The organism is Streptomyces sp. NPDC001530 (genome assembly GCF_042894545.1).
In the GTDB taxonomy this organism is placed as follows: domain Bacteria; phylum Actinomycetota; class Actinomycetes; order Streptomycetales; family Streptomycetaceae; genus Streptomyces.
The window spans coordinates 34291-60521 of the sequence record NZ_JBIAVS010000039.1 but is presented as its reverse complement, the minus strand read 5'-3'; the positions used below and the strand labels follow the sequence as shown (position 1 = coordinate 60521).

26 protein-coding genes and 1 pseudogene are annotated in these 26231 nt (G+C 70.2%); 14 read left to right on the top strand and 13 right to left on the bottom strand.

The annotated features are described in order from the left end of the window. Nucleotides 1–82: 82 nt before the first annotated feature. Complete coding sequence (locus tag ACFY0T_RS46855; protein ID WP_388884684.1) at nt 83–439, top strand: hypothetical protein; 357 nt, start codon at nt 83–85, stop codon at nt 437–439. A gap of 38 nt (nt 440–477) precedes the next feature. On the opposite strand, the gene ACFY0T_RS46850 is transcribed toward ACFY0T_RS46855, so the two are convergent. Next, a complete protein-coding gene (locus tag ACFY0T_RS46850; RefSeq protein ID WP_388884683.1) occupies nt 478–1158 on the bottom strand; it encodes a PH domain-containing protein in 681 nt (226 codons plus the stop codon). 246 nt (nt 1159–1404) lie between these two features. Here ACFY0T_RS46850 and deoC point away from each other — a divergent pair, with 246 nt between their 5' ends. From deoC to ACFY0T_RS46835, 3 genes are read left to right on the top strand one after another with little or no spacing between them, the layout of a single operon-like run. Further along, the gene (gene deoC, locus ACFY0T_RS46845) at nt 1405–2358 is read left to right on the top strand and encodes a deoxyribose-phosphate aldolase (RefSeq protein WP_388884693.1); all 954 of its coding nucleotides are present in this window, start codon (nt 1405–1407) and stop codon (nt 2356–2358) included. A gap of 5 nt (nt 2359–2363) precedes the next feature. Continuing rightward, on the top strand, nt 2364–3821 hold the full coding sequence (locus ACFY0T_RS46840; RefSeq protein WP_388884682.1) for an aldehyde dehydrogenase family protein: 1458 nt from the start codon (nt 2364–2366) through the stop codon (nt 3819–3821). Between the two features lie 2 nt (nt 3822–3823). Next, complete coding sequence (locus tag ACFY0T_RS46835) at nt 3824–4729, top strand: aldehyde dehydrogenase family protein (protein ID WP_388884681.1); 906 nt, start codon at nt 3824–3826, stop codon at nt 4727–4729. A 132-nt stretch (nt 4730–4861) separates the two neighbouring features. Here the strand turns inward: ACFY0T_RS46835 and ACFY0T_RS46830 are convergent, their stop codons facing one another. Continuing rightward, a complete protein-coding gene (locus ACFY0T_RS46830) occupies nt 4862–5272 on the bottom strand; it encodes a hypothetical protein (protein ID WP_388884680.1) in 411 nt (136 codons plus the stop codon). Nucleotides 5273–5633: 361 nt separating this feature from the next. On the opposite strand from ACFY0T_RS46830, the gene ACFY0T_RS46825 reads away from it, so the two are divergent. Then, on the top strand, nt 5634–6272 hold the full coding sequence (locus tag ACFY0T_RS46825) for a uridine kinase (protein ID WP_388884679.1): 639 nt from the start codon (nt 5634–5636) through the stop codon (nt 6270–6272). 28 nt (nt 6273–6300) lie between these two features. On the opposite strand, the gene ACFY0T_RS46820 is transcribed toward ACFY0T_RS46825, so the two are convergent. Then, nucleotides 6301–6708, bottom strand: coding sequence for a peptidase inhibitor family I36 protein (locus tag ACFY0T_RS46820; protein WP_388884678.1), 408 nt, complete (start codon nt 6706–6708; stop codon nt 6301–6303). 215 nt (nt 6709–6923) lie between these two features. On the opposite strand from ACFY0T_RS46820, the gene ACFY0T_RS46815 reads away from it, so the two are divergent. Then, entirely contained in the window at nt 6924–7943 is a 1020-nt protein-coding gene (locus tag ACFY0T_RS46815; RefSeq protein ID WP_388884677.1) for a hypothetical protein, read from the top strand. A 176-nt stretch (nt 7944–8119) separates the two neighbouring features. Here the strand turns inward: ACFY0T_RS46815 and ACFY0T_RS46810 are convergent, their stop codons facing one another. Further along, complete coding sequence (locus ACFY0T_RS46810; RefSeq protein ID WP_388884676.1) at nt 8120–8899, bottom strand: SigE family RNA polymerase sigma factor; 780 nt, start codon at nt 8897–8899, stop codon at nt 8120–8122. 296 nt (nt 8900–9195) lie between these two features. Here ACFY0T_RS46810 and afsQ1 point away from each other — a divergent pair, with 296 nt between their 5' ends. From afsQ1 to ACFY0T_RS46785, 5 genes are all read left to right on the top strand, one after another. Continuing rightward, a complete protein-coding gene (gene afsQ1 / locus ACFY0T_RS46805) occupies nt 9196–9873 on the top strand; it encodes a two-component system response regulator AfsQ1 (RefSeq protein WP_388884675.1) in 678 nt (225 codons plus the stop codon). Between the two features lie 88 nt (nt 9874–9961). Beyond that, nucleotides 9962–11551 (top strand): ATP-binding protein, encoded by a 1590-nt coding sequence (locus ACFY0T_RS46800; protein ID WP_388884674.1) that lies wholly within the window; start codon nt 9962–9964, stop codon nt 11549–11551. Further along, nucleotides 11548–12210, top strand: a complete 663-nt coding sequence (locus ACFY0T_RS46795; protein ID WP_388884673.1) for a hypothetical protein — start codon at nt 11548–11550, stop codon at nt 12208–12210. The genes ACFY0T_RS46800 and ACFY0T_RS46795 overlap by 4 nt, the downstream gene beginning before the upstream one ends. Nucleotides 12211–12476: 266 nt before the next feature. Further along, a complete protein-coding gene (locus ACFY0T_RS46790) occupies nt 12477–13028 on the top strand; it encodes a VanZ family protein (RefSeq protein ID WP_388884672.1) in 552 nt (183 codons plus the stop codon). Between the two features lie 88 nt (nt 13029–13116). Then, nucleotides 13117–13320 carry a PspC domain-containing protein gene (locus tag ACFY0T_RS46785; protein ID WP_388884671.1) on the top strand — a complete coding sequence of 68 codons (204 nt, stop codon included), beginning with the start codon at nt 13117–13119 and terminating at the stop codon, nt 13318–13320. 82 nt (nt 13321–13402) lie between these two features. On the opposite strand, the gene ACFY0T_RS46780 is transcribed toward ACFY0T_RS46785, so the two are convergent. Both ACFY0T_RS46780 and ACFY0T_RS46775 read right to left on the bottom strand, forming a co-directional pair. Beyond that, nucleotides 13403–13756: an ATP-binding protein gene (locus tag ACFY0T_RS46780; protein WP_388884670.1), complete on the bottom strand. Its 354-nt coding sequence runs from the start codon at nt 13754–13756 to the stop codon at nt 13403–13405. 143 nt (nt 13757–13899) lie between these two features. Then, the gene (locus tag ACFY0T_RS46775) at nt 13900–15054 is read right to left on the bottom strand and encodes an adenosine deaminase (RefSeq protein ID WP_388884669.1); all 1155 of its coding nucleotides are present in this window, start codon (nt 15052–15054) and stop codon (nt 13900–13902) included. A 113-nt stretch (nt 15055–15167) separates the two neighbouring features. Between ACFY0T_RS46775 and ACFY0T_RS46770 the strand changes: the two genes are divergently transcribed. After that, nucleotides 15168–15929, top strand: a complete 762-nt coding sequence (locus ACFY0T_RS46770) for an alpha/beta hydrolase family protein (RefSeq protein ID WP_388884668.1) — start codon at nt 15168–15170, stop codon at nt 15927–15929. A gap of 102 nt (nt 15930–16031) precedes the next feature. On the opposite strand, the gene ACFY0T_RS46765 is transcribed toward ACFY0T_RS46770, so the two are convergent. Continuing rightward, nucleotides 16032–16985, bottom strand: a complete 954-nt coding sequence (locus ACFY0T_RS46765; protein ID WP_388884667.1) for a LysR family transcriptional regulator — start codon at nt 16983–16985, stop codon at nt 16032–16034. Nucleotides 16986–17047: 62 nt separating this feature from the next. Here ACFY0T_RS46765 and ACFY0T_RS46760 point away from each other — a divergent pair, with 62 nt between their 5' ends. Together ACFY0T_RS46760 and ACFY0T_RS46755 are read left to right on the top strand one after the other, a co-directional pair. Further along, on the top strand, nt 17048–18361 hold the full coding sequence (locus ACFY0T_RS46760) for an MFS transporter (protein WP_388884666.1): 1314 nt from the start codon (nt 17048–17050) through the stop codon (nt 18359–18361). 276 nt (nt 18362–18637) lie between these two features. After that, nucleotides 18638–19621: pseudogene (locus ACFY0T_RS46755) on the top strand (sigma-70 family RNA polymerase sigma factor); the annotation flags it as partial. Here the strand turns inward: ACFY0T_RS46755 and ACFY0T_RS46750 are convergent. The 6 genes from ACFY0T_RS46750 to ACFY0T_RS46725 all read right to left on the bottom strand — a co-directional run bounded on the left by ACFY0T_RS46750 (nt 19538) and on the right by ACFY0T_RS46725 (nt 26042). Continuing rightward, nucleotides 19538–19996 (bottom strand): STAS domain-containing protein, encoded by a 459-nt coding sequence (locus ACFY0T_RS46750; RefSeq protein WP_388884665.1) that lies wholly within the window; start codon nt 19994–19996, stop codon nt 19538–19540. The pseudogene ACFY0T_RS46755 and the gene ACFY0T_RS46750 sit on opposite strands and share 84 nt — an antisense overlap. Nucleotides 19997–20237: 241 nt before the next feature. After that, nucleotides 20238–21515, bottom strand: coding sequence for a thymidine phosphorylase (locus ACFY0T_RS46745; protein ID WP_388884692.1), 1278 nt, complete (start codon nt 21513–21515; stop codon nt 20238–20240). A 63-nt stretch (nt 21516–21578) separates the two neighbouring features. Then, complete coding sequence (locus ACFY0T_RS46740; RefSeq protein ID WP_388884664.1) at nt 21579–21992, bottom strand: cytidine deaminase; 414 nt, start codon at nt 21990–21992, stop codon at nt 21579–21581. Next, nucleotides 21989–23254, bottom strand: coding sequence for an ABC transporter permease (locus ACFY0T_RS46735; RefSeq protein ID WP_388884663.1), 1266 nt, complete (start codon nt 23252–23254; stop codon nt 21989–21991). The genes ACFY0T_RS46740 and ACFY0T_RS46735 overlap by 4 nt, the downstream gene beginning before the upstream one ends. After that, nucleotides 23251–24381, bottom strand: a complete 1131-nt coding sequence (locus ACFY0T_RS46730) for an ABC transporter permease (RefSeq protein WP_388884662.1) — start codon at nt 24379–24381, stop codon at nt 23251–23253. Before ACFY0T_RS46730 ends, ACFY0T_RS46735 begins: the two co-directional genes overlap by 4 nt. Continuing rightward, nucleotides 24381–26042: an ABC transporter ATP-binding protein gene (locus ACFY0T_RS46725; protein ID WP_388884661.1), complete on the bottom strand. Its 1662-nt coding sequence runs from the start codon at nt 26040–26042 to the stop codon at nt 24381–24383. Before ACFY0T_RS46725 ends, ACFY0T_RS46730 begins: the two co-directional genes overlap by 1 nt. Nucleotides 26043–26231 lie beyond the last annotated feature (189 nt).

The following is a 26231-nucleotide window of genomic DNA, read 5'->3' as shown; positions in this document are numbered from 1 at the left end:
GCAGGGACTGCGGGGAGCGGGCGCTGGGGCGGCCACAACGGCCGCCCCAGCGCCCCCTCCCCGCTCTCGCCGGTCGCCCGTGATGCGCCAGGCGAACCTGCGGGGCAGCGCCAGTACGCCGATGCTGCCGAGCGCGGCCGCCGTACCGTACCGCCACACTCCGGTGCCGCCCCAGAACAGCCGGCGGCCCCATACGACGAGGCCGGCGGCGGTCAGCCAGTCGGGCCAGCCCGCGCGCCACCGTCGTACGGACCCGGCGCCGCCGCTCGCCGCTGCCGCGGCAGCCGCCGCGGCGCGCGCGGCGGCCTTCTCCGCGGCGATACGACGCCGTGCAGGGCCCTCCGAGGAGGCCCGCACCGGTCCAGTCGGCCAGGCCACGAGCGGTGGCTCGCCGGGCTCTGCGGCGGCACTGACGAGGAGGATCTCGGCGCCGTCGTAGGGGGCTCCGTAGAGGACGGCGTCCCGACGAGCGGCCGGTCAGCCCACCGCCAGCAGGATCGCCAGCAGGATCGCGCCCGCGATGGCCGGCCCCATCACCTCGTAGGCCCAGCGCACGCTGACCTCGCCCTGCGCGGCCTCCTCCGCCGCCCTGGCCTCGCAGAGCTCGCGCAGGTCGTCCATGATCTGGTCGGTCTGGGCGCGGTTCGGCTCGGTGGGGGCCGGGGACGTACGGCCCATCGAAGACATACGGCCGATCGAGGACGTACGGCCGCCGCCGCTGCCCGCCGCCGCGCCCCGGGCCTGCTGCTTGGCCGCCTTCTTGCGGGCGCGCAGCGAGACGGGGATCGCCCAGAGCTGGTACTTCTTGCCGGAGGTATCGAGCACCTCGTTGGAGTAGCCCGAGCGCAGGGAGGCGACCTTGCCCCAGGGCAGCACGATGACGCGGAACGGGTTGCGGATGCGGAGCCGGTTCTCGTTCGCGTAGACCGCGGGGCGCAGGGTGAACGCCGACACCAGCGGGACGACGAGGATCAGTGCGGCGAGGGCCAGCCAGGGGGTGCTGCCGTGGCCCGAGATCAGCGCGTCGATGCCGAGCCAGCCCGCGATGAGCAGGAGCAGGGCGCCGCCCGCGATACCGGCGGGCGACCGGTAGATCCGGTCCTTCGACTCGGGTCGCGAGGCGTCCGGTACGGGGGGCTGGTGATCGGGGGTGGTCATGGCCCCGATTGTGCCGGACGTCTGGGAGGGGGCTTGCGCGTGGTGGGGGTTTCTTCGCCCCCTCCAGCCCATCCCGTCCCGTAGCTGGGGGCTCCGCCCCCAGCCCCCCGGGTGATTCTTCGGCTGCCGGTTCATGGGTGCTGGTCGCGCAGTTCCCCACGCCCCTGACGGGGCGCAGCCCACATCCCTACTCCGCCCCTGGGGGTGTACAGCCGCTACGCGCGTAGATATGCTCGGCTGGTGACCATGCCCACCAACGCACCCGCACACGCACTCGGCGACGTAGCCGCGTCGGACAGCACGCTGCGCCGCTTCCTCCACGGGCTGCCCGGCGTCGACGCGGTCGGCCTGGAGGCGCGCGCCGCCTCGCTCGGCACCCGTTCCATCAAGACCACCGCGAAGGCGTACGCCATCGACCTCGCCATCTCGATGGTCGACCTGACGACGCTGGAAGGCGCGGACACCCCGGGCAAGGTCCGGGCGCTCGGCGCCAAGGCGGTCCACCCGGACCCGACCGACCGTACGACACCCACCACGGCCGCGGTCTGCGTCTACCCCGACATGGTGGCCGTCGCCAAGGAAGCCGTCGCGGGTTCGGGAGTGAAGGTGGCCTCCGTCGCCACCGCCTTCCCCGCCGGCCGCGCCGCGCTCGACGTCAAGCTGGCCGACGTGCGCGACGCCGTCGCCGCGGGCGCCGACGAGATCGACATGGTCATCGACCGCGGGGCGTTCCTCGCGGGCCACTACATGAAGGTGTACGACGAGATCGTCGCCGTGAAGGAGGCCTCGGGCGCGGCCCGCCTGAAGGTCATCTTCGAGACCGGCGAGCTCTCGACGTACGACAACATCCGGCGCGCGAGCTGGCTCGGCATGCTGGCGGGCGCCGACTTCATCAAGACCTCGACCGGGAAGGTCGCCGTCAACGCGACCCCGGCCAACACCCTGCTCATGCTGGAAGCCGTCCGCGACTTCCGCGCGCAGACCGGCATCCAGGTCGGCGTGAAGCCCGCCGGAGGCATCCGCACCACCAAGGACGCCATCAAGTTCCTGGTCCTGGTGAACGAGACGGCGGGCGAGGACTGGCTGGACAACCACTGGTTCCGCTTCGGCGCGTCCTCGCTCCTGAACGACCTGCTGATGCAGCGTCAGAAGCTGGCCACCGGCCGCTACTCCGGCCCCGACTACGTGACGGTGGACTGATCACCATGGCATCCGCATTCGCATACGCGCCCGCGCCCGAGTCCCGCTCCGTCGTCGACATCGCGCCCTCCTACGGCCTGTTCATCGACGGCGAGTTCACCGAGGCCGCCGACGGCAAGGTCTTCAAGACCGTCTCCCCGAGCACCGAAGAGGTCCTCTCCGAGGTCGCCCAGGCCGGTGCCGAGGACGTCGACCGCGCGGTGAAGGCCGCCCGCAAGGCCTTCGAGAAGTGGTCGGCGCTGCCCGGCTCCGAGCGCGCCAAGTACCTCTTCCGCATCGCCCGGATCATCCAGGAGCGCTCCCGCGAGCTGGCCGTCCTGGAGACGCTGGACAACGGCAAGCCGATCAAGGAGACCCGCGACGCCGACCTCCCCCTGGTCGCCGCGCACTTCTTCTACTACGCGGGCTGGGCCGACAAGCTCGACCACGCCGGCTTCGGCGCGAACCCGCGGCCGCTGGGCGTGGCCGGCCAGGTCATCCCCTGGAACTTCCCGCTCCTGATGCTGGCCTGGAAGATCGCCCCGGCGCTCGCGACCGGCAACACGGTCGTCCTCAAGCCCGCCGAGACCACGCCCCTCTCCGCCCTCTTCTTCGCGGACATCTGCCGTCAGGCGGGCCTCCCCAAGGGCGTCGTCAACATCCTTTCGGGGTACGGCGACACGGGCGCCGCCCTCGTCGAGCACCCCGACGTCAACAAGGTCGCCTTCACCGGTTCCACCGCCGTCGGCAAGGCGATCGCCCGCCAGGTCGCCGGCACGGACAAGAAGGTCACGCTCGAACTCGGCGGCAAGGGCGCGAACATCGTCTTCGACGACGCCCCCATCGACCAGGCCGTCGAGGGCATCGTCACCGGCATCTTCTTCAACCAGGGCCAGGTGTGCTGCGCGGGCAGCCGGCTGCTCGTCCAGGAGTCGATCCAGGACGAGCTGCTGGACTCGCTCAAGCGGCGGCTGTCCACGCTCCGCCTCGGCGACCCGCTCGACAAGAACACCGATATCGGCGCCATCAACTCCGCCGAACAGCTCGCGCGCATCACCTCGCTCGTCGAGCAGGGCGAGGCCGAGGGCGCCGAGCGCTGGTCCCCGGCCTGCGAACTGCCCGACAGCGGCTACTGGTTCGCCCCGACGCTCTTCACGAACGTCACCCAGGCGCACACCATCGCCCGCGACGAGATCTTCGGCCCGGTCCTGTCCGTCCTCACCTTCCGCACCCCGGACGAGGCGGTCGCCAAGGCCAACAACAGCCAGTACGGCCTCTCGGCGGGCATCTGGACCGAGAAGGGCTCCCGGATCCTGGCCGTCGCGAGCAAGCTCCGCGCGGGTGTCATCTGGTCCAACACGTTCAACAAGTTCGACCCGACCTCGCCGTTCGGCGGTTACAAGGAGTCGGGCTTCGGCCGCGAGGGCGGTCGTCACGGCCTGGAGGCGTACCTCGCCCCGTCGAGCCCGGAGGGCCAGCGATAAAGATGAGCGCAGTTGAGAAGTCCGAGCAGCGGCGTCTGAGCGTCTTCAAGACCTACAAGCTGTACGTGGGCGGGAAGTTCCCGCGTTCCGAGAGCGGCCGGGTGTACGAGGTGACGGACTCCAAGGGCAAGTGGCTGGCCAACGCGCCCCTCTCCTCCCGCAAGGACGCCCGTGACGCGGTCGTCGCCGCCCGCAAGGCGTTCGGCGGCTGGTCGGGCGCGACGGCGTACAACCGCGGCCAGATTCTCTACCGCATCGCCGAGATGCTGGAGGGCCGCAAGGAGCAGTTCGTACGCGAGGTCGCGGACGCCGAGGGCCTGTCGAAGTCGAAGGCCGCCGCTGTCGTCGACGCGGCGATCGACCGTTGGGTCTGGTACGCGGGCTGGACGGACAAGATCGCCCAGGTGGTCGGGGGCGGCAACCCCGTCGCGGGCCCGTTCTTCAACCTCTCCACCCCGGAGCCGACGGGCGTGGTCACCGTCCTGGCCCCTCAGGAGTCCTCGTTCCTTGGCCTGGTCTCGGTGATCGCCCCGGTGATCGCGACCGGCAACACGGTCATCGTCGTCGCCTCCGAGAAGTCGCCGCTTCCGGCGCTGTCGCTGGGCGAGGTCCTGGCCACCTCCGACCTGCCCGGCGGTGTGGTCAACGTGCTCTCCGGCAAGACGGCGGAGATCGCCACGCCGCTCGCCGCGCACCAGGACGTCAACGCGATCGACCTCGCGGGCGCGGACGACGTACTCGCCAAGGAGCTGGAGATCGCGGCCGCGGACAACCTGAAGCGCGTTCTTCGTCCACAGGCTGTGGATTATTCGGAGACTCCCGGCATCGAGCGCCTGACCGCCTTCCTGGAGACGAAGACGGTCTGGCATCCGACGGGGTCACTGGGCGCCTCCGGTTCGTCGTACTGAGGGCGTACGAGCCAAGGCGTACCGAGGTCTCGGGGCCCCGATCCGTGTCCCTGGGGCCCCGTGCACGGGAGAGCCGCGCTTCCCCTCCGTCCAGGGGGAGCGCGGCTCTCCTATGTCAACGGCAGATCACCGTCAGTGCAGCAGCCCTGTCACCTGCCCCAGCACCGGAATGCTGCCGACCGACTGCGCCTGGGCGACCGGCCTGGTCAGGGTGTGCGAGGACAGCGGCTTGAAGTCGGCGAGTTGGGTGCCGATCCCGTTGTCGAGCGGGTCGACCCCGGTGCCCGCCAGCGGGTTGGGCTTGAGGCCCGCGACGGGGCCGGTGACGTACCCCACCGATCCGGTCAGGGCCGCCACGCCCGCCTGCGGGTCGACGTTGCCTAGCGAGGTGGGCCGGGTGCGCATGACGTCCAGCACGGGGTCCGTGTCCGCGACGGCCGGACTGGCCGCGGCCGCACTTGCAGCGACCACGCCGACCGCTGCGGCGGCGATACGCGCGGTCGTGCGGGGCATGGTGGTCTGCTGGGCTGCGTGTCGCGCCATCAGGTTTCCTCTTCGGGGAGCGGAGAGCAACTGGTCAGACGCGAAGAGTAGTTGACCCGACACGCGTTGCGGGCGGTCCGGGCTTCTCATTCGCCTGTGAGGGTCAACAGGCATATCAGCGCCAGTCCACCCGCGTGTGTCAGCGCCAGTGCACCGTGTGCGTCAGCGTCACCCCGTGCGCGGCGAAGGCGATCTCGATCCAGCCCTGGCCCGCAAGCTGGACGCGTCGGTCCGCTTCGTGACGGAGCCCTCGTCCGACTGACCGCAGCCGGGGCCCGGACGGGTCTCGGGGGAGGGGATAATGTCCTGGAGGCGTCCGATGCGCGGCGAAACCAAGTCAATTCACAGAAGGTACGGAGAATTGGGTTCCCATCCCCCGATACCCACCCGCGTGGTGCTGCTCTGCGGCCCCTCCGGCTCTGGAAAGTCCCTTCTCGCGGCCGACTCCGGGCTCCCCGTGCTGCGCCTCGACGACTTCTACAAGGAGGGCACGGACCCGACGCTGCCGCAGGTGGAGGGCAGCGAGGACATCGACTGGGACCACCCGCTGTCCTGGGACGCGGACACCGCGGTCGCCGCGATCGAGGAGCTGTGCCGTACGGGACGTACGACCATCCCCGTGTACGACATCTCGCTGAGCGCCCGCACCGGCACGGAGACGCTGCACATCGAGCGGACTCCGCTGTTCATCGCGGAGGGAATCTTCGCCGCGGAGATCGTCGAGCGCTGCCGGGAGCTGGGCGTGCTGGCCGACGCGCTGTGTCTGTCGCGGGGCCCGGTCACCACGTTCCGCCGCCGCTTCGTGCGGGATCTGAAGGAGGGCCGCAAGTCGGTGCCCTTCCTGCTGCGCCGCGGCTGGCGCCTGATGCGCGCCGAGCGCTCGATCGTGGCCCGTCAGGCCGCCCTGGGCGCCCACCCCTGTGACAAGGACGAGGCCCTGGGCCGCCTGACCGCCGCGGCCGCCGGGCGCCGCGCGACTGCGCGTCCGACGGCGGCGTAGTCACGCGTCCCGACCGCGCGGGTCTCCGTCAGCCGCCCGGGCAGCCGATGGTCGATCCGGTCCAGCAGTGCGAGGACCACTTGTTGTCGTCCGAGCCGCTGAAGTTCGTGGAGGCGCCGGCCGGCAGACCCCAGGTGTCACCGGCCCAGTTGTTCAGCTGGTAGAACCACAGGTTGTGGTCGGCGTCCTTGTTCCTGGCCGAGCTCGCCTTGTTGTCGATGGTGGTCGACGTGCCGTGGAAGACGAGGCCGCTGTAGCTCTTCTTGCTGGACAGCGTGTCGTAGATGCCGCCCGAGTAGTCCAGGAGGCGGTAGATGCAGGCTTCGCCCGTGTTGCAGGTGCCGTCGTTGCTGGCCGCCTGAGCGGGGGTCATCGCAGCGAAGACGGCCGCGACGGACATCACCGATGCCGCCACGAGACCGCGTGCTCTCTTCATTTCGTACCCTTCCTTCCGGCGCTGTGAGGCCCCCCGCCCTTGCGGGCGGAGAGCGCCGTACTGCGCACGTGACCCTGGCACATCAACCGGCGCCGTACATGATCACCTTCCTGTGATGGCCGAAAGATCCTTGACCATGTCCGGAAAGCGCACACTCGAACTGCCTTTCGTCTCAGGGCACTTGACGGTACGCATCACGAATGATCACCTGAAACATGCGTAACAGGACGAGCCCGGTGACCCGCACCGGCGCGACGATCACCCTGGCAACCGCCGTCGCACTCCTCGCCACGGCCTGCTCCTCCGGGCAGACGGACCAGGGCAAGCGGCACGGGCAGGACGGCGAGGACACCACACCGGTCGTCGCCACGTCCTTCGCCCACGCGCCCAAGGCGTACCCCCTGGACGCCTACAAGCCGACCACGGAGGAGACCGAGACGGTCAACCGCGCGGTCGACGTCCTGACCCGTTCCTGCATGAAGAAGTTCGGGGTGACCCGGCCCGCGTACCAGGCGCCCCCGGGCAGCATTCCGACCAACGCCCGCAAGTACGGGCCGACCGACCTGGCGTCGGTCCGCGTCTACGGCTACAAGCCGCCACTGCCCGACGGCGTCACCAAGCGGGAGGCCGTGACCGCGCAGCAGCGGGAGCTGGCGCGGGAGAAGACGATCACCCCCGCGGCACAGGCCGTCTACACCGGCACCGCGCAGCAGGCCGACAAGGAGAACGGCACGGCCGCGGCCGCGGTCCCGGCCGGTGTCCCCAAGGGCGGCTGCCACGGGCAGGCCCAGCGGCAGGCCCTGGCCGACCGGGCCGGCGACGACCTGATGACGGTCCAGAACCTGTTCGGCCAGGCATCCGGCACCACCCGTGAGGACCCCGCGACCGTCGCGCTCGACAAGCGTTGGAGCGCCTGCATGCGCAAGTCCGGCCTGGACTACCCGGACCCGCTCTCCGCGGTCGACGACTCGACCTGGCGCACCCAGAAGACGAGCCCGAACGGCCCGCACCCGAACTTCCCCGCGCCCTCCGCCCGGGAGATCCGCACGGCCGAGGCCGATGTGCGCTGCAAGAGCGCCACCGACTACGTCGTGACACGCCAGGCCATCGAGTCCGGCCTCCAGAAGCAGCTCATCAAGGAGCACGCGGACACGCTCGCGGCGGTGAAGGAACGCAAGCGGCGCATGGTCGACAAGGCGGAGTCGATCGTGGCGAACGACAAGGCGGCGCGATAGCGCACACGGCAAGGCGCGGACAACGAATGCGGACAACGAAAAGAGGCCCAGGCGGACCCCCCGTCCGCCTGGACCTTTCTCTTTCCCCCGTGATCCCCCGTGGTCCCCCGTGACCCCGTTGGTTCCCCCCGGTACTGCTCCCCCGTACTACCTTCCCCTTGCTTCCCCCCAGACCTTCAGGCGACAAGCTCCCCGAAGGACTCCTCCTCGTCACGGCCGAAGCTGAGGACCTCGTCCTCACGCAGCCGGCGGAGCGACCGCCAGATGCTGGACTTCACCGTGCCGACACTGATGTCGAGGATCTCCGCGATCTCCGGGTCGGTGCGGCCCTCGTAGTAACGCAGGACCAGCATCGTGCGCTGGAGTTCGGGCAGCCGGGCCAGCGCCTGCCACAGCACGGCGCGCAGCTCGGTGCCGCGCATCGCGTCCGTGTCACCGGGCGTCTCCGGCAGCTCCTCGGTCGGGTACTCGTTCAGCTTGCGGCGGCGCCACGCGCTGATGTGCAGGTTGGTCATCGTCCGTCGCAGGTATCCCCCGACGGCCGCCTTGTCGCTGATCCGGTCCCAGGCCTTGTACGTCGAGAACAGCGCGCTCTGCAGCAGGTCCTCGGCCTCGAACCGGTCACCGGTCAGGTGGTAGGCGGTTGCGTACAGGGAGGCGCGGCGCTCCTGGACGTAGGCGGTGAACTCCGCCTCCGACACCGAACGACGCTCCCCCGTGGCCTCCCCGTACGCGGCTCCCCCGTGAGCCTTCCCCCCGACCGTGCCCACAGCGGCGGTCGCCGCGGGGCTCTCCCCCGTGAACGCGTCAACCACCGTCATGTACGCGGTGTGCTGACGCCCGGCGCCGCGAGCGCACCCCCGCCCGCTCACGGCGCCGGACTTCTCCGTAGCCCGGGCGACGTCGTGCAGACGCGTGACAACTGCGCTAGTGCTGGTGCTGTGCAGCGTGTTCATCTCGCGCCCCCCGTCGTGGAGTCCCGGCTCTTCGGTTCGTTCCGTCGTGCTTCCTTGCTTGTGTCGAAAAGCTTGCCCGGGCCACTTCATGGCCGTGTCCGCCGACTGTCACAGACCTGTCACAGGGCCCATCCGCAGGCGCGTCACAGCACGATCACAGAGAAGAACGGTACGACTACGCAGATGACCACTCGGGGTCTCTCCGCCGTCCAGGAGGGCCCTCCTTCTGTGCGGGAGATGGATGGGAGCGCTCCAACGGTCGATACCCGGCCATGACATGGGCCAGAATGACGTTCGTGCCTTCCCTGTTGCTGATCGAGGACGACGACGCCATCCGTACGGCCCTGGAGCTCTCTTTGACGCGCCAGGGACACCGTGTGGCCACCGCTGCCACCGGCGAGGACGGTCTGAAACTGCTGCGTGAGCAGCGGCCGGATCTGATCGTGCTGGACGTGATGCTGCCCGGCATCGACGGATTCGAGGTGTGCCGGCGCATCCGGCGCACCGACCAGCTGCCGATCATTCTGCTGACCGCGCGCAGCGACGACATCGACGTCGTGGTCGGCCTGGAGTCCGGCGCCGACGACTATGTCGTCAAGCCCGTGCAGGGCCGGGTGCTCGACGCCCGGATCCGTGCCGTGCTGCGGCGCGGTGAGCGCGAGGCGACCGACTCGGCGACGTTCGGTTCGCTGGTCATCGACCGCGCCGCGATGACGGTCACCAAGAACGGCGAGGATCTGCAACTGACGCCCACCGAGCTGCGGTTGCTCCTGGAGCTGAGCCGCCGCCCCGGACAGGCGCTGTCCCGCCAGCAGTTGCTGCGTCTGGTGTGGGAGCACGACTACCTGGGCGACTCGCGCCTGGTGGACGCCTGCGTGCAGCGCCTGCGCGCGAAGGTCGAGGACGTGCCGTCCTCGCCCACCCTGATCCGCACCGTACGTGGCGTCGGCTACCGGCTGGACACCCCGTCGTGAGCGACGCACGTGCGGCCGCCGGGCCGCACTCGGGTACGAAAGCCGCACCTCTGCGCCGCACGGGCGGAGAAGCGAACGGTCGGACACGGTGACCAAACCGCAGGACAAGCTCCGCGGCTGGGCCGCGGCACGCAAGGCGATCCTGTCCGGCGTGCGCTTCACCAGCCTGCGACTGCGGCTGGTCGTGGTGTTCGGACTCGTCGCGCTCACGGCCGCCGTATCGGCGTCGGGCATCGCGTACTGGCTCAACCGCGAGGCCGTGCTGACGCGTACGCAGGACGCGGTGCTGCGCGACTTCCAGCAGGAGATGCGCAACCACGCGAGCCTGCTGCCGGTGCACCCCGCGCAGGACGAACTGCAGCGCACGGCCGGGCAGATGGCGAACAGCAGCCAGCGCTTCAGCGTGCTGCTGGTCGCCCAGGACGCGAACGGCAAGACCGTCGTCGGCAACTCCGCGCTGGACACCTTCACGCTGGAGGACGTACCCAAGTCCCTCCAGAAGGCGGTGAACAAAGAGCAGCCGCTCACCTCGAACAACAAGTCCGCCTACCACCTGTACTGGCAGCGCGTCACCGACGACGACAAGCCCTACCTCGTGGGCGGCGCGAAGGTGATCGGCGGCACGACCACCGGCTACATGCTCAAGTCCCTGGAACCCGAGGCGAAGGACCTCAATTCGCTGGCCTGGTCCCTCGGCATCGCCACGGGCCTGGCCCTGATCGGCTCGGCGCTGCTCGCGCAGGCGGCGGCGACCACGGTCCTCAAGCCGGTGCACCGCCTGGGCATCGCGGCCCGCCGCCTGGGCGAGGGCAAGCTGGACACGCGACTCCGTGTGTCGGGTACGGACGAACTGGCCGATCTCTCCAGGACGTTCAACCGCACGGCCGAAGCCCTGGAGAAACGGGTGGCCGACATGAGCGCGCGGGACGAGGCCTCCCGCCGCTTCGTGGCGGACATGTCCCATGAACTCCGTACGCCCCTCACCGCCATCACGGCCGTCACCGAGGTCCTCGAAGAGGAACTGGACGCCGAGACGGGCAGCGTGGACCCGATGATCGAACCGGCGGTACGCCTGGTCGTCAGCGAGACCCGCCGCCTGGGCGACCTGGTCGAGAACCTCATGGAGGTCACCCGCTTCGACGCGGGCACCGCCCGGCTCGTCCTCGACGACGTGGACATCGCCGACCAGATCACCGCGTGCATCGACGCGCGCGCCTGGCTGGACGCGGTCGACCTGGACGCCGAGCGCGGCATCACGGCCCGCCTCGATCCGCGCCGCCTCGACGTGATACTGGCCAACCTGATCGGCAATGCGCTCAAGCACGGGGGCTCGCCGGTACGGGTGTCCGTGCGCGTGGAGGGCGAGGAGCTGGTCATCGAGGTCCAGGACCACGGTCCCGGCATCCCCGAGGACGTCCTCCCCCACGTCTTCGACCGCTTCTACAAGGCGAGCGCGTCCCGCCCGCGTTCCGAGGGCAGCGGCCTGGGCCTCTCCATCGCCCTGGAGAACGCACACATCCACGGCGGCGAGATCACCGCGGCGAACGGGCCCAAGGGGGGCGCGGTCTTCACCCTGCGCCTCCCGCAGGACACGTCGGAACTGCTCACCGACGACCCGCACAACGGGAACGGCCACGGGAGCGGGAGCGGGAACGGCACGAAGGGCACCACCGGATGACAACCGCACGACTCCCGCACCCGCATGCCGAACGCCTCGTACGCCGCTCGCGTCTCCGGGGCGCGCGTGCCTGGCTGGGCGTCCCTCTGCTCGCCGTGCTGCTCGTGGGCTGTGGCATTCGCCCCACTCAGGTGCCGACGGACTTCGGCGCGGCGCCGTCGCGGGTGCCGTGTGCTCTGTCCGGCCCGGACATCTCCACCCAGTCCTCCCGGGGCGTCCCGGTCCAGGTGTTCCTGCTCTGCTCGGCGCAACTGGTGACGGTCGACCGGTCGGTGCGCATTCCGGACGGTACGGCGGAGGCGGAGCGGCGGGTGCTGGTGGCCCAGGGGCTGCTCGACGAACTCGCCGAGACGCCCTCCACGGCGGAGCGGCAGGCCGGGTACACGACGGACGTGCGCGGTGGCATGACGGTCAGCGGGCCCCGTGACAGGGATCCCGAGGACACCCTCCGGCTGAGCACGCCGCCCGAGGACCTCACGTCGTCCGCCCTGGCTCAGATCATCTGCACCTTCTCCGACTCCGCCGCCGCCCAGGACGACGGCTCCGTCATCCTCGGCGGGCCGGCCCCGGCGCCCCTCCGCAGCTACGAGTGCACTGCCGAGGTCCGCTCCGACCCCGACACGGTGTCACCACCGTCGACGGAGGTCGGGGGGTCGTGATGTCCCGGCCGGGGCTGGAGAGTCTTGGCCCGTCCGGCGTTTGAGGACGAGCGCGTCAGCGCGATACGGGGGTCTGGGGGCGCTGCATCCATCAGCGGCTCCGCCGCGGGCCCCAGGGACGATGCGGGTCCCCCCTGCTCTGGGGGTCCCTCCCAGGCCCTTAAGGCACTGGGGGAGAAGCCGAGAGCTTGGGGGAGGGTAGGGGCGGAGGGGACGAAAAACCCACCCCCGGAACCGATCGTGCCGGACCCCGCGTCTTGGGGGGCGTGCAGCGTCAAGGTTCAGACGGCGGCAGCGCCGTGACCCGCGTCCGTGTGGCAGGAGGTGTCCTCCTCGTCGCACACCTCGCCCTCGTCGCCTGGATCACCCTGCGCCCCCTGGACGTCCCCTGGGTGAGCGCCGCCAACCTGCGGCCGTTCGCCGGCATCAGAGCCGACCTCGCACTGGGCCCCCAGGTCGCGGCCCGCCGCATCGCGGAGGGCCTGGCCCTGCTCGCCCCGCTGGGCGTCCTGCTCCCCATGGCGGGCGGCAAGCTCGCCGTCTCCCCCCTCGGCTCCCTCATCCGTACGGTCGCCGCCGGCGCCCTGCTCTCGCTGGGCATCGAGCTCCTGCAGACAGGCGTCCCCGGCCAGGTCGTGGACATCGACTCGATCCTGCTCAACACGGTCGGCGTCGCCCTCGCGCACCTCGCGATCGTGCCCGCCGCCAGGGCCAGGCTCCGCCGCCGGGCCGAGACCCGACGCCGCGCGGCCCTCCCCCGGGAGGACACGGCTCAGGGTCGGACCCCGACGATTCCCAGGGTCGGGATCGCACCGTAGAGCGACGCTTGACCCCCTTCGTCCCCGTAGCGTTGAAGACATCGAAGCCGGACGCCGGCACTCAACCACGGTTCGCGAAGGAGCCACCATGACCGCCCTTGCCCGCCCCACCAACGGCCGCATGATCGGCGGAGTGTGCGCAGCGCTGGCACGGCGCTTCGGCATCTCCGCGACCACGATGCGCGTGATCTTCGTGCTCTCCTGCCTGCTCCCGGGCCCGCAGTTCCTGCTGTACATAGCGCTGTGGATCCTGCTCCCGTCGGAGGACAAGGCCGCGCGCACGGCCTGGTGAGCCCCAGCAGCCCTCGCACACGCGCCGGTGGGGCGCACCCAACCAGGGTGCGCCTCACCGGCGTTCGCGGGAGCGGAAGGCCTCAGCCGAGCGGAATCCCGTTCACCGGCAGACCGTGCGTGGGCAGCCCGTGCAGCGGCAGCCCCCCGAGCAGCCCGGCCACGGGCGCGGCCGGCCCGTCGGCGAGCAGCTTGGCGGCGGCGGGCTGGGCCGCGGCCAGGCCCCCGCCGAGCGCGCCCTGCCCCTGGGTGAGCGCCTCGCCGGCACCGGGCAGCGCCTTGGTGACGTTCTCCGCCGGCAGCGTCTGGGTGACGGAGTCCAGCGCCGAGGAGGCGTCGGGCACGGCCGGCGCGGCGTTCGCGGCACCCGCGCCGGCGGCGGCGAAGGCGGCACCGAGAGCGGCGACACCGAGGGTCTTGGCAGCAGACTGCTTCATTGTGAATGCGTCCTTGGATCCGTGAGACGGGGATGGTGAGCGGTCCAAAACCGTAAACACGCAAAGCCGCCCGCGGCAAACATCGAAAAGCGGCCGAGTCATGGAGAAGAAGTGAAGACCCGGCCGCTCAACCATCCCTCTGATCAGGCCTGATTCCTCGCAGAACCGCTGGTGGAAGCTGTCTGCTGGAACAGCCATTCGGACTTCAGTTCCGCATAACCGGGCTTGATCACGTCATTGATCATAGCCAGTCGTTCATCGAAAGGAATGAATGCTGACTTCATAGCATTGACTGAGAACCACTGCATATCATCGAGCGTATAGCCGAATGCCTCGACAAGGTGCTCGAATTCCCGGCTCATACTGGTTCCCGACATGAGACGGTTGTCCGTATTCACGGTGGTCCGGAAATGCAGCCGTCGCAGCAGCCCGATCGGATGGGCGGCGTACGAGTCGGCGGCGCCGGTCTGGAGGTTGGAGCTGGGGCACATCTCCAGCGGGATGCGCTTGTCGCGGACGTAGGACGCCAGCCTCCCGAGCTTGATCGAGCCGTCCGCCGCGACCTGGATGTCGTCGATGATCCGTACGCCGTGCCCGAGCCGGTCGGCGCCGCACCACTGCAGCGCCTGCCAGATGGACGGCAGACCGAAGGCCTCACCGGCATGGATGGTGAAGTGGTTGTTCTCCCGCTTGAGGTACTCGAAGGCGTCGAGGTGCCGGGTGGGCGGGAAGCCGGCCTCGGCACCGGCGATGTCGAAGCCGACGACACCCAGGTCCCGGTAGCGATTGGCCAGTTCGGCGATCTCCAGGGCGCGGGCCGCGTGCCGCATGGCGGTCAGCAGCGCGCCCACGCGGATCCGGTGACCGTTCGCCCGGGCCAGCCGCTCCCCCTTCCGGAAGCCCTCGTTGACCGCCTCGACGACCTCTTCGAGGGTGAGCCCCGCCTCCAGGTGCTGCTCGGGCGCGTACCGGACCTCGGCGTACACGACACCGTCCTCGGCGAGGTCCTCGGCGCACTCGGCGGCGACCCGGACGAGGGCCTCGCGGGTCTGCATGACGGCACAGGTATGGGCGAAGGTCTCCAGGTACCGCTCCAGGGAACCGGAGTCCGCGGCCTCGCGGAACCAGACGCCGAGCTTGCCGGGGTCGGTCTCGGGGAGGCTGGAGTAGCCGGTCTCTTGGGCGAGTTCGACGATCGTCCCGGGGCGCAGGCCCCCGTCGAGGTGATCGTGCAGCAGGACCTTGGGCGCCCGGCGGATCTGTTCCGAGCTCGGGGTGTTCTGGATCTGGCTCGTCATTTTCGCACTGTAGACCCTACGCGCGTAGATCTCCTGTTGTACGGATCCGTCGATACGTAACGGTGACCGTGCGGACGGGTGGCGTACACCATCGCTTCTGACACTGTTCTGTCATGGCACAGCAAGCGACGCCGGTTCGCAGGGCCCGGCTGGGGAGGGCGCTCGGCCCGGAGCCGACGGCGGTCAGCGGAGTGGTTCTGCTGCTCCCGGGCGGCGAGGAGAGCTCCGCCCGCAGACCGTCCCCCATGATGGCGACCGCCTCCGTACGCGCGTTGGGACGCCGCCTCACCCGCGCCGGACACGCGGAAGGCCTGGTCACCCACGTGGTGCACTATCGGTTTCGCGGCTGGAACGGCAGCGAGGCGCATCTGGCGAACGACGCGTCCTGGGCCGCCGACGAGGTCGTACGCCGCTACGGAGACGTCCCGGTGTGCCTGGCCGGCGTGGACATGGGCGGCCGGGCGGCACTGCGCGCGGGCGGGCACACGGCCGTCAACTCCGTACTGGCGCTCGCCCCTTGGCTGCCCGAGGAGGACGTGGCGGCGCCACCCGAACCGGTGAAGCAGCTGGCCGGACGCCGTGTGCTGATCGTGCACGGCACGAACGACGAGCGCACCGACCCGGAGCTGTCCTTCCGGCTCGCGGCGCGTGCGAAGAAGGCGAACCGGGACATCTGCCGGTTCGAGGTGCACTCCGACGGGCACGGGTTGTATCAGCACCGGGCCGAAGTCCATGCGCTGGCGGAGGACTTCGTCATGGGGTCGCTGTTCGGCCGGACGCTGTCCCGTCCGCTGGAGGATGCGTTTGCGGCTCCGCCGCCGTTGGGGTTGCGGATGCCGCTTGCTTCCGGGTTCGGGAAGGCCTTGCGTCGCTAGGTTGTGTTCCTCTGCGGGCTGCGGGCTGCGGGCTGCGGGCGCTTGTCGCGCCCACGCGGCGGAGCCGCAAGATGTCACAGCCCGCGCCCCTGAAGCCTGCTGTCAGTCGGGGAGCAATTGCCCCCGTCGTGACAGCAGGAACTTTTTGAAGGCGGCGACGGGTGGGGTGTCGGGGTGGCCGTCCAGCCAGGCCACCCCGATTTCGCGTACCGCGCGTGGGGCGGTCACCGTCAGCTCCACAACTCCCGGGCGGGGGACGGCCGGTGGTGGGAGGAGGGCGACGCCCAGCCCCGCCGCCACGAGGCCTCGTAGCGTCTCCGCCTCCTCGCCCTCGAAGGCGATGCGCGGCTTGAAGCCCGCCTCCTTGCAGAGGTCGTCGGTGATACGGCGCATGCCGTAGCCGGGTTCCAGGGTCACGAAGGTCTCGTCGGCGGCCTCGGCGAGGCGGATGCGCTTACGGGCGGCGAGGTGGTGGTCGGCCGGCACGACGAGCCGGAGTTTCTGCTCGTCGAGGCGGCGGCCCACCAGGTCGGGCGCGTCCGGCACAGGCGAGGTGAGACACAGATCCAACTCGCCCGAGCGCAGCCGCTCAAGCATCGCCTCGCCGTAGTTCTGGACGAGGCTGAAACGGACGCGGGGATGATCGGCGCGGAAGGCGCGGATCAGCCCCGGAACGGTCTCGGACCCCATGGTGTGCAGGAAGCCGAAGGCGACCTTGCCGGTGGCCGGGTCCGCGTCGGCGCGCACCTGGTCGGCGGCGCGCTCGATCTCGGCGAGGGCACGCTCGACGGAGCTGAGGAACGTACGCCCGGCGGCCGTGAGGGAGACGGTCCGCCCCCTGCGCGCGAACAGGTCGACGCCCAGGTCCTGTTCGAGCCGGACCATGGCCCGCGACAGGGTCGACTGCGGGACCTGCATCTCCTGCGCGGCGCGGGTGACGTGCTCGGTACGGGCGACTCCAGCGAAGTACGCGAGGCGTGGGGCGAGCACCGCGACGATGTCTTCTGTGTCACTGGACGGTGACAGGTGAGCTTCTGACCTCTGCTGATGCGCCATGGGAACGATTATGGGGTTTCCATGCATTGGACGGATGAGTGGCGGGTCTTTAGGTTCGAAGCATGCCTTCCGCCAGTACCGGGGCGTCCACGACCGTGGGCGCCGCCACCGCCACCGCCGCCGCTTCCGCCCCTTCCGCCCCTTCCGCCCCTTCGTCCGTCGACTCCCGTATGGCCCCGGGCGGGCCCGGCTATCGCCGGATGAGCTTCGCCCTCTTCCTCGCGGGTGTCGCGACCTTCGCGCTCCTCTACTCCACGCAGGCCCTCCTCCCGCTCGTCTCCACGGACTTCGGGGTCACTGCGAGCGAGGCGAGCTGGACGGTGTCGGCCGCGACAGGTGCGCTGGCGCTCTTCGTCCTCCCCATGAGCGCACTGTCGGAGCGTTTCGGGCGGCGTACGTTGATGACGGCGTCGCTGGCGGTGGCGGTGACGGTCGGGCTGCTGGTGCCGTTCGCCCCGTCGATCGGCGCGCTGGTCGCCCTGCGGGCGGTGCAGGGCGCGGCGCTCGCCGGACTTCCGGCGTCGGCGACGGCGTATCTGGCGGAGGAGGTCCGCCCCAAGGCCCTGATCACGGCGATCGGCCTCTTCGTCGCGGGCAACAGCGTCGGCGGGATGAGCGGCCGGGTCATCACCGGCTGGGTCGCGCAGGAGTGGGGCTGGCGGGTGGCCGTCGCCACGATCGGTGTGATCGCGGTGGCGTGCGCGGTCGCCTTCCGGCTGCTGCTTCCGGCGCCTCGGCACTTCACGCCGGGTTCGCTGCGGCCGCGGGTCCTGGCGCGCACGGTGCGCGACCACCTCGCGAACCCGCTGCTGTGCCGGCTGTACGCGATCGGTGCGCTGTTCATGATGGTCTTCGGCGGGGTCTACACGGTCATCGGCTACCGCCTGACCGACGCGCCGTTCTCGCTCCCCCAGGGCATCATCGGCTCGATCTTCCTGGTCTATCTGGTCGGTACGGTGTCGGCGTCGACGGCGGGCAGGCTCGTCGGGCGGCTGGGCCGCCGCGGCGCGCTCTATCTGGCGGGTGGTACGACGACCTCCGGTCTGCTCCTCTCCCTGGCCGACTCGCTGGTGCTGGTCCTGCTCGGTCTGGTCCTCATCACCGCGGGATTCTTCGCGGGGCATGCGGTGGCGTCGTCGTCGGTGAGCCACACCGCCACGCGTGGCCGGGCCCAGGCCTCGGCGCTCTATCAGTCCGCGTACTACGTCGGCTCCAGTGCCGGCAGCACGCTGGGGGCCGTCGCCTTCCACGCGGGCGGTTGGGGTGGCACGGTGACGCTCGGACTGCTGGCCGTCCTCGGCGTCGTGACCATCACGGTCTTCGGCTCCCATGCGGCGCGCGCCCAGTCCCGCCGCAAGCCGGCACTGGCCCACTGAAGAAGTTTCTTCGCCCCCGCCGCCCCTACCCATTCCCGTCCCTTGGGGGCTCCGCCCCCAAACCCCCGCTCCTCAAACGCCGGAGGGGCTGAACCTTTCAGCCCCTCCGGCGTTTGAGGACGAGCGCGCCAGCGCGATACGGGGGGTATCCCCCGCGCCCCTCCCGACCTGCGCATTGTTCCGCTCCGCACGCCATTGTCAGTGGGCTGCGGTAGCTTCCGAAGTGCTGGCGCAACGACGCGCGGGACGGAACACAGCCACAGGGGTGGGTTGGCTATGAGCGACGGTACGGCGACGACGACAGACCTGGACGTTCGCCTGGAGAAGCACCGAGTCGAGCTGACCGGGTACTGCTACCGGATGCTCGGCTCCTCCTTCGAGGCCGAGGACGCGGTACAGGACACGATGGTCCGCGCCTGGCGCAGCTACGACAAGTTCGAGGGCCGCTCCTCGATGCGTTCCTGGCTGTACCGGATCGCGACGAACGTCTGCCTGGACATGCTGAACGCGGGCAACAAGAGGGCTCGCCCCATGGACCTCACCGCCCCCTCACCCCTGGCCCAGGCGGCGCTCACTCCCCGCCCGGACAACACCTGGCTGGAGCCGATGCCCGACGCCCGCGTCCTGCCGACGGTCAGCGACCCGGCCGAGGCGGCGGTGGCGAAGGAGTCGGTGCGCCTCGCCTTCATGGCGGCCCTGCAGCAACTGCCGCCGAAGCAGCGGGCGGTACTCATCCTGCGCGAGGTCCTCGCATGGAAGGCGAGCGAGGTCGCCGAGCTGCTCGGCACCTCCGTGGCGTCGGTCAACAGCGCATTGCAGCGGGCCCGCGCCACCCTCGCCGAGAGCGACGGCGCCGACGCGGACGCCGCCACCTCAGATCCGCTCGACGAGGAGCAGCAGAAGCTCCTGGAGCGCTATGTCGCGGCGTTCGAGGGGTACGACATGACGGCGCTGACCGCGCTGCTCCACGAGGACGCGATCATGACGATGCCGCCGTTCGACCTGTGGCTGCGCGGCCCGGAGGACATCACCGGCTTCATGACGACGATGGGCGCCGGCTGCGCGGGCTCGCGCCTGGTGCCGGTCGAGGTCAATGGTCTGCCGGGGTTCGCGCACTACAAGCCGGATCCGGAGGCGGGTGGCTACACGCCCTGGGCCGTGCAGGTGCTGGAGGTCTCAAAGGGGCGCATCACCGGGTTCCACTGCTTCCTGGACACCGCCCGCTGGTTCCCGCTCTTCGGACTCCCCCTCCGACTCGACGAAGCCGGTGGAGTCTCCGGCCTCGAAGGCGTCGAAGGCATAGATGGCGTCGGCGGCGTCGACGGACTCGAAGCGGAGGCCGACGAGGTCCAGTAGGGCGCGTAGGGCCGGGTCCGCGTTCCGCAGTCGTATCCGGCCCCCGGCCCGCCGCGCGGCCAGCTCCAGTCTCGCCAGTACGTCGACGGTGGTGAGGCCGGGCGGACCGAGCCCCGCGACATCGCAGACGATGACCCTGGCCCCGGTCGCCTCCAGCCGCGCCCGTACGTCGTCGCAGAGCCCCGGCACCTCGTCACGGGTGACGGGGCCGGGCAGCACGAGTACGGCGGGTGTCGTGGCATTCACGACGAGTAGACCGCGCGGGGGCCCGGAACTCATCGCGCCCCCACACAGGCAGACTTTTTTCGCCCCCTCCGCCCCTACCCTCCCCCAAGCTCTCGGCTTCGCTCGAGCAGGGGGGACCCCCATCGTCCCTGGGGCTCCGCCCCAGACCCGGCTCCTCAAACGCCGGAGGGGCTGAATTTTCAGCCCGTCCGGCGTTTGAGGACGAGCGCGTCAGCGCGACAGCGGGGGTTTGGGGGCGGAGCCCCCAAGGACGGGAGTGGGCGAAAACCGCAGGTCAGGCGATGCGCTCCAGTACCACCGGCGACGCCGTGAAGTCGGTGCCCGCGGCGGCGATGTCGTACGAACCGTCGACCGCCTGGAGGGCGTACTCGAAGCGCTCGGGGGTGTCCGTGTGGAGGGTGAGGAGGGGCTGGCCCGCCGTCACGGTGTCGCCGGGCTTGGCGTGCAGTTCGACGCCCGCGCCGGCCTGCACCGGGTCTTCCTTGCGGGCGCGTCCGGCGCCGAGACGCCAGGCGGCGATGCCGATGTCGTACGCGTCGAGGCGGGTCAGCACACCGGAGGCCGGGGCGTTCACCACGTGCTGCTCGCGCGCGACGGGCAGCTCGGCGTCCGGGTCGCCGCCCTGCGCGGCGATCATGCGGCGCCACACGTCCATCGCGGAGCCGTCGGCCAGGGCCTTCGCCGGGTCCGCGTCCTTCACACCGGCCGCGTCCAGCATCTCGCGGGCCAGGGCGATGGTGAGGTCGACGACGTCGGCCGGGCCGCCGCCCGCGAGGACCTCGACCGACTCGCGGACCTCGAGGGCGTTGCCCGCGGTCAGGCCGAGCGGGGTCGACATGTCCGTCAGGAGCGCGACCGTCTTCACACCGTGGTCGGTGCCGAGACCCACCATCGTGGACGCCAGCTCTCGCGCGTCCTCGATGGTCTTCATGAAGGCGCCGGAGCCGACCTTCACGTCCAGGACGAGCGAGCCCGTGCCCTCGGCGATCTTCTTCGACATGATCGAGGACGCGATCAGCGGGATCGCCTCGACCGTGCCGGTCACGTCACGGAGGGCGTACAGCTTCTTGTCGGCGGGAGCCAGGCCGTCGCCCGCCGCGCAGATCACGGCGCCCGTGGTGTCGAGGACGTGCAGCATCTCCTCGTTCGACAGGAGCGCGCGCCAGCCCGGGATCGACTCCAGCTTGTCCAGCGTGCCGCCGGTGTGGCCGAGGCCGCGCCCGGACAGCTGCGGGACCGCGGCGCCGCACGCCGCCACCAGCGGCGCCAGCGGAAGCGTGATCTTGTCGCCGACGCCACCCGTGGAGTGCTTGTCGGCGGTCGGGCGGGACAGCATGGAGAAGTCCATGCGCTCTCCCGACGCGATCATCGCAGCCGTCCAGCGGGCGATCTCACGGCGGTTCATGCCGTTGAGCAGGATCGCCATGTTGAGGGCGGCCATCTGGTAGTCGGCGACCTCGCCGCGGGTGTACGCGTCGATGACCCAGTCGATCTGCGCGTCGCTGAGCTCGGCGCGGTCCCGCTTGGTGCGGATGACGGAGACGGCGTCCATGGCCATGGCTTTCCTTCCGAAGGCAGCGGCCCCTCCAGATGGTTCGGAGGGGCCGCGTGGGAATTACTGGGTGAGATGGCCCGGCCCGAAGGCCTGCGGCAGCATCTCGGAGAGCGGCAGGATTCCGGCCGGGGTCTCCAGGAGCAGGTCGGGCCCGCCGAACTCGAACAGCAGCTGGCGACAGCGCCCGCAGGGGACGAGGATCTCGCCCCGCCCGTCGACGCAGGTGAAGTGCGTCAGGCGGCCGCCCCCGGAGTTGTGCAGCTGGGAGACGAGACCGCACTCGGCGCACAGCGAGATCCCGTACGAGGCGTTCTCGACGTTGCAGCCGGAGATGATCCGGCCGTCGTCGACGCGGGCCGCGACACCGACCCGGTAGCCCGAGTACGGGGCGTACGCCCGGGTCATGGCGTCCCGCGCGACCTCCCGCAGGGCCTCCCAGTCGACGGTCGCGGAACCCGCGTCGGCGGACGTCACTTGCCCTGTCCCTTCCGGTACGGCAGGCCGTCCGCCTTGGGCATCCGCAGCCGCTGCGCGGACAGCGAGAGGACGAGCAGCGTGATGACGTACGGCGTGGCGGAGACGACCTGGTTCGGCACCTCGTTGGTGAGGGCGTACCAGAGGAACACCAGCACGCCGACGGCCAGGGTGATCACGGCGGGCACGTACTTCTTCTTGATGAGCAGCCAGATCGCGCCGATGGCCAGCAGGAGGGCGCCGAGCAGCAGCAGCGCGTGGACGTTGGAAGAGCCGCCGCGCAGGTTGAGGCTGTCGGTGTAGCCGAACAGGCCGGCGCCCACGGCGAGGCCACCCGGCATCCAGTTGCCGAAGATCATCGCGGCGAGACCGATGTAGCCGCGGCCGCTGGTCTGGCCCTCCAGGTAGAAGGGGTTGGCGACGATCGACAGGAAGACTCCGCCCAGGCCGGCCAGGCCGCCGGAGATGATCACAGCGAGGTACTTGTACTTGTAGACGTTGACGCCGAGCGACTCGGCCGCGATCGGGTTCTCGCCGCAGGACCGCAGGCGCAGCCCGAAGGAGGTGCGCCACAGGATCCACCAGGTGGCGGGGATCAGTGCGACGGCGATCAGGGTCAGCCAGGAGACGTTGGTGACCAGGCCGCCGAGCAGGCCCGCGATGTCCGAGAGGAAGAACCAGCCCTTGGAGTTGAGGGTGCTGAGCCAGTCGGAGAGTCCCGGCACCGTGAAGTTGCCGAGCGACTCGACCGGCGGGGACTGCTTGGCCGAGCCGCCCTGGACGCCTTCGAAGGCGAGCGGAGCGAGGTAGCGGGTGGCGCCGAGCGCGAGGATGTTGATGGCCACACCGGAGACGATGTGGTTGACGTTGAAGGTGACCGTGACGATCGCGTGCAGCAGACCGCCGACGCAGCCGCCGATGATCCCGATGAGGACGCCGGTCCACGGGCCCCACTGGTAGCCGGCCCAGGCGCCGAACCAGGTGCCGAGGATCATCATGCCCTCGAGGCCGATGTTGACGACGCCCGCGCGCTCGGCCCACAGACCGCCGAGACCGGCGAGGCCGATCGGGACGGCCAGCTGGAGCGCGGTGGACATCTGGCTGACGTTGGTGATGCCGTCGGCGCCGGTGATGATGCGGACGATCGAGGTCAGCGCCAGGCCGCCCGCGATGACCAGCAGGAGGACGGGGAGCGAGAGCCGGCGGCCGCCGGGGGCGGCCGGCCGCACCTTGGGCTGGTTGACGTCGGTTGCGGTGCTCATCGGCCAGCCGCCTCCTTCTCGGTGTTGTTGTCAGAGGAGGCGCCGAGGACGTGTCCTGCGGCGAGTTCCGCGCCGACGCGGCGCTGCTGGCGGCGCAGACCCCACTCGCGTACGGCCTCGTACGAGACCACGACCGCGAGGACGATCAGGCCCTGCATGATGACCGCGATCTCCTTGTCGTAGCCCTGGTAGTCGAGCTCGGGCGACGCCTTGTCGAGCCAGGCCCACAGCAGGGCCGCGAAGGCGATGCCGGTCGGGCTGTTGCGGCCGAGCAGGGCGATGCCGATGCCCAGGAAGCCGATGCCCGTCGGGAAGTTCAGGCTGTAGGTGTGCGAGTCGCCGAGCAGGATCGGCAGGCCCGCGAGGCCGGCCAGCCCGCCGGAGAGCAGCATGGCGGTGAGCACCATGCGCTTGGGGTCCACACCACTGGCCGAGGCGGCGCTCTCCGAGGCGCCCGAGGCGCGCAGGTCGAAGCCGAAGCGGGTGCGGTTGAGGACGATCCAGTAGCCGATGCCGAGCAGGACCGCGAGGATCACGAGCCCGTAGATCTCGCCGGCCTCGCCCATGTCGAAGCCGGGGATCCAGCCGGACTTGTGCATCTCGCCGGTGGTGTTGTTGTTGCCGACCTTGACGCCGAAGACGCTGGGCAGCCACAGGTAGGCGATGACGGAGGTCGCGATCGCGTTGAGCATGATCGTCGCGACGACTTCGCTGACACCGCGGGTGACCTTGAGGACACCGGCGATACCGGACCAGAACGCGCCGGTGAGGACCGCGGTCAGGATCAGTAGCGGAACCTGGAGGACCGCCGGCAGCGCGACATGCGCGCCGACGACCGCGGCCATCATGGCGGCGAGCTGGTACTGGCCGTCCACGCCGATGTTGAACAGGTTCATGCGGAAGCCGATGGCCACCGCGAGCGCGGCGATGTAGTACATCGAGGCCTGGTTGATGATCAGGACCTGGATGTCGGAGAACGTCGCCTGCTCGAACATGATCGTGTACGGCTCGATCGGGTTCTTCCCCGAGGCGATCAACACGACCGAGGTCAGCGCCACGGCCACGACGAGCGCGATGACCGGTCCGGCCACCGCGAGGAGCACGCGCTCCTTGTCGAACTTCTTCATCAGCGGGCCTCGTCTTCCGGGGCGTCCGGGGTATCGGCGTGCTCTTCGAGCTGCACCTGCTCGGCGAGCTCTTCGTTCTCGAGGTGACCGGAGGCGGCGCCGGTCATGGCCGAGCCGAGCTCCTCCGGGGTGATGGTGGCCGGGTCGGCGTCCGCGACCAGCTTGCCGTTGTAGATCACCCGCAGAGTGTCGGACAGGCCGATCAGCTCGTCCAGGTCGGCGGAGATCAGCAGGACGGCGAGTCCCTCGCGGCGGGCCTCGCGGATCTGGTCCCAGATCTGGGCCTGCGCGCCGACGTCCACACCGCGGGTGGGGTGGGCGGCGATCAGGAACTTCGGCCGATGGCTCATCTCGCGGCCGACGATCAGCTTCTGCTGGTTGCCGCCGGACAGGGAGGCTGCGGTGACGTCGATGCCGGGCGTACGGACGTCGTACTCCTTGACGATCCGGCGCGTGTCGTCCTGGGCGCCCTTGATGTCGAGCCAGAAGCCCTTCGCGTTGGGCTTCTCGGTGACGTGACCGAGGATGCGGTTCTCCCAGAGCGGGGCTTCCAGGAGGAGGCCGTGGCGGTGGCGGTCCTCGGGGATGTAGCCGATGCCCTGCTCACGCCGCTTGCGGGTGGCCCACGGCGTGATGTCCTCGCCCAGGAACTGGATCGAGCCGGAGTCGGCGTTCTTCAGACCGATCAGCGCGTCGATGAGCTCGGTCTGGCCGTTGCCCTCGACACCGGCGATGCCCATCACCTCGCCCGCGTGGATGGTGAAGGTGACGTCGTCGAGGACGCGCTTCATCCCGCCCGCGGTCTCGGCCGTGTCCTCCGTGAGCAGACCGGTGGCCGTCGGCTCGGCGAGCTCGCCGAGGGAGGCGCCGCCGCTCGCGTAGACGGTGAGGGCCTTGACCTCGATCACGGGCTTGTCCGTGACCGTCGACTCGGCGGTCTCCGGGGTCGGCAGTTCGCTGCCGACCATCATCTCGGCGAGCTGACGCGGGGTGGTCTCGGCGGGGACGGCCGTACCCACCGTCGTACCCCGGCGGATGACAGTGATCTCGTCGGCGACCGACAGCACCTCGCCCAGCTTGTGCGAGATGAAGATGACGGCGAGGCCCTCGGACTTGAGCTCGCGCAGGTTGCTGAAGAGCGCCTCGACCTCCTGCGGCACGAGCACCGCGGTGGGCTCGTCCAGGATCAGCGTGCGGGCGCCGCGGTAGAGGACCTTGAGGATCTCCACGCGCTGGCGGTCGGCGACGCCGAGGTTCTCGACGAGCACGTCCGGGCGTACGTTCAGCCCGTAGCGGTCGGAGATCTCCTTGATCTTCTTACGGGCGCCGCCGCCGATGCCGTACAGCTTCTCGCTGCCGAGCACCACGTTCTCCAGGACCGTGAGGTTGTCGGCGAGCATGAAGTGCTGGTGGACCATGCCGATGCCGCGTGTGATGGCGTCGGCGGGCGACGAGAAGCTGACCTGCACGCCGTCGACGGCGATGGTGCCCTCGTCCGGCTTCTGCATGCCGTAGAGGATCTTCATCAGCGTCGACTTGCCGGCGCCGTTCTCGCCGACGAGGGCGTGCACGGTGCCCTTGCGGACGCTGAGGTGGATGTCGTGGTTGGCCACGACACCCGGGAATCGCTTGGTGATCCCGGCGAGTTCGACTGCGGTCACCTGACCGTTGACCGCGCCGGCCGGAGGGCTGCTGGACGCGTTGATGGCGCACTCTCCTGAGGGAAAGGGGGTCGTCTACGCGCGTAGCGCCCCTACGGCAACAGAAGGGGCGACGCGTCGCGAGAACGGGGCACAGGGAGCCAGGCTCCCCGTACCCCGTTGAGCGGACGTAACCCCGGGGTTACTAGC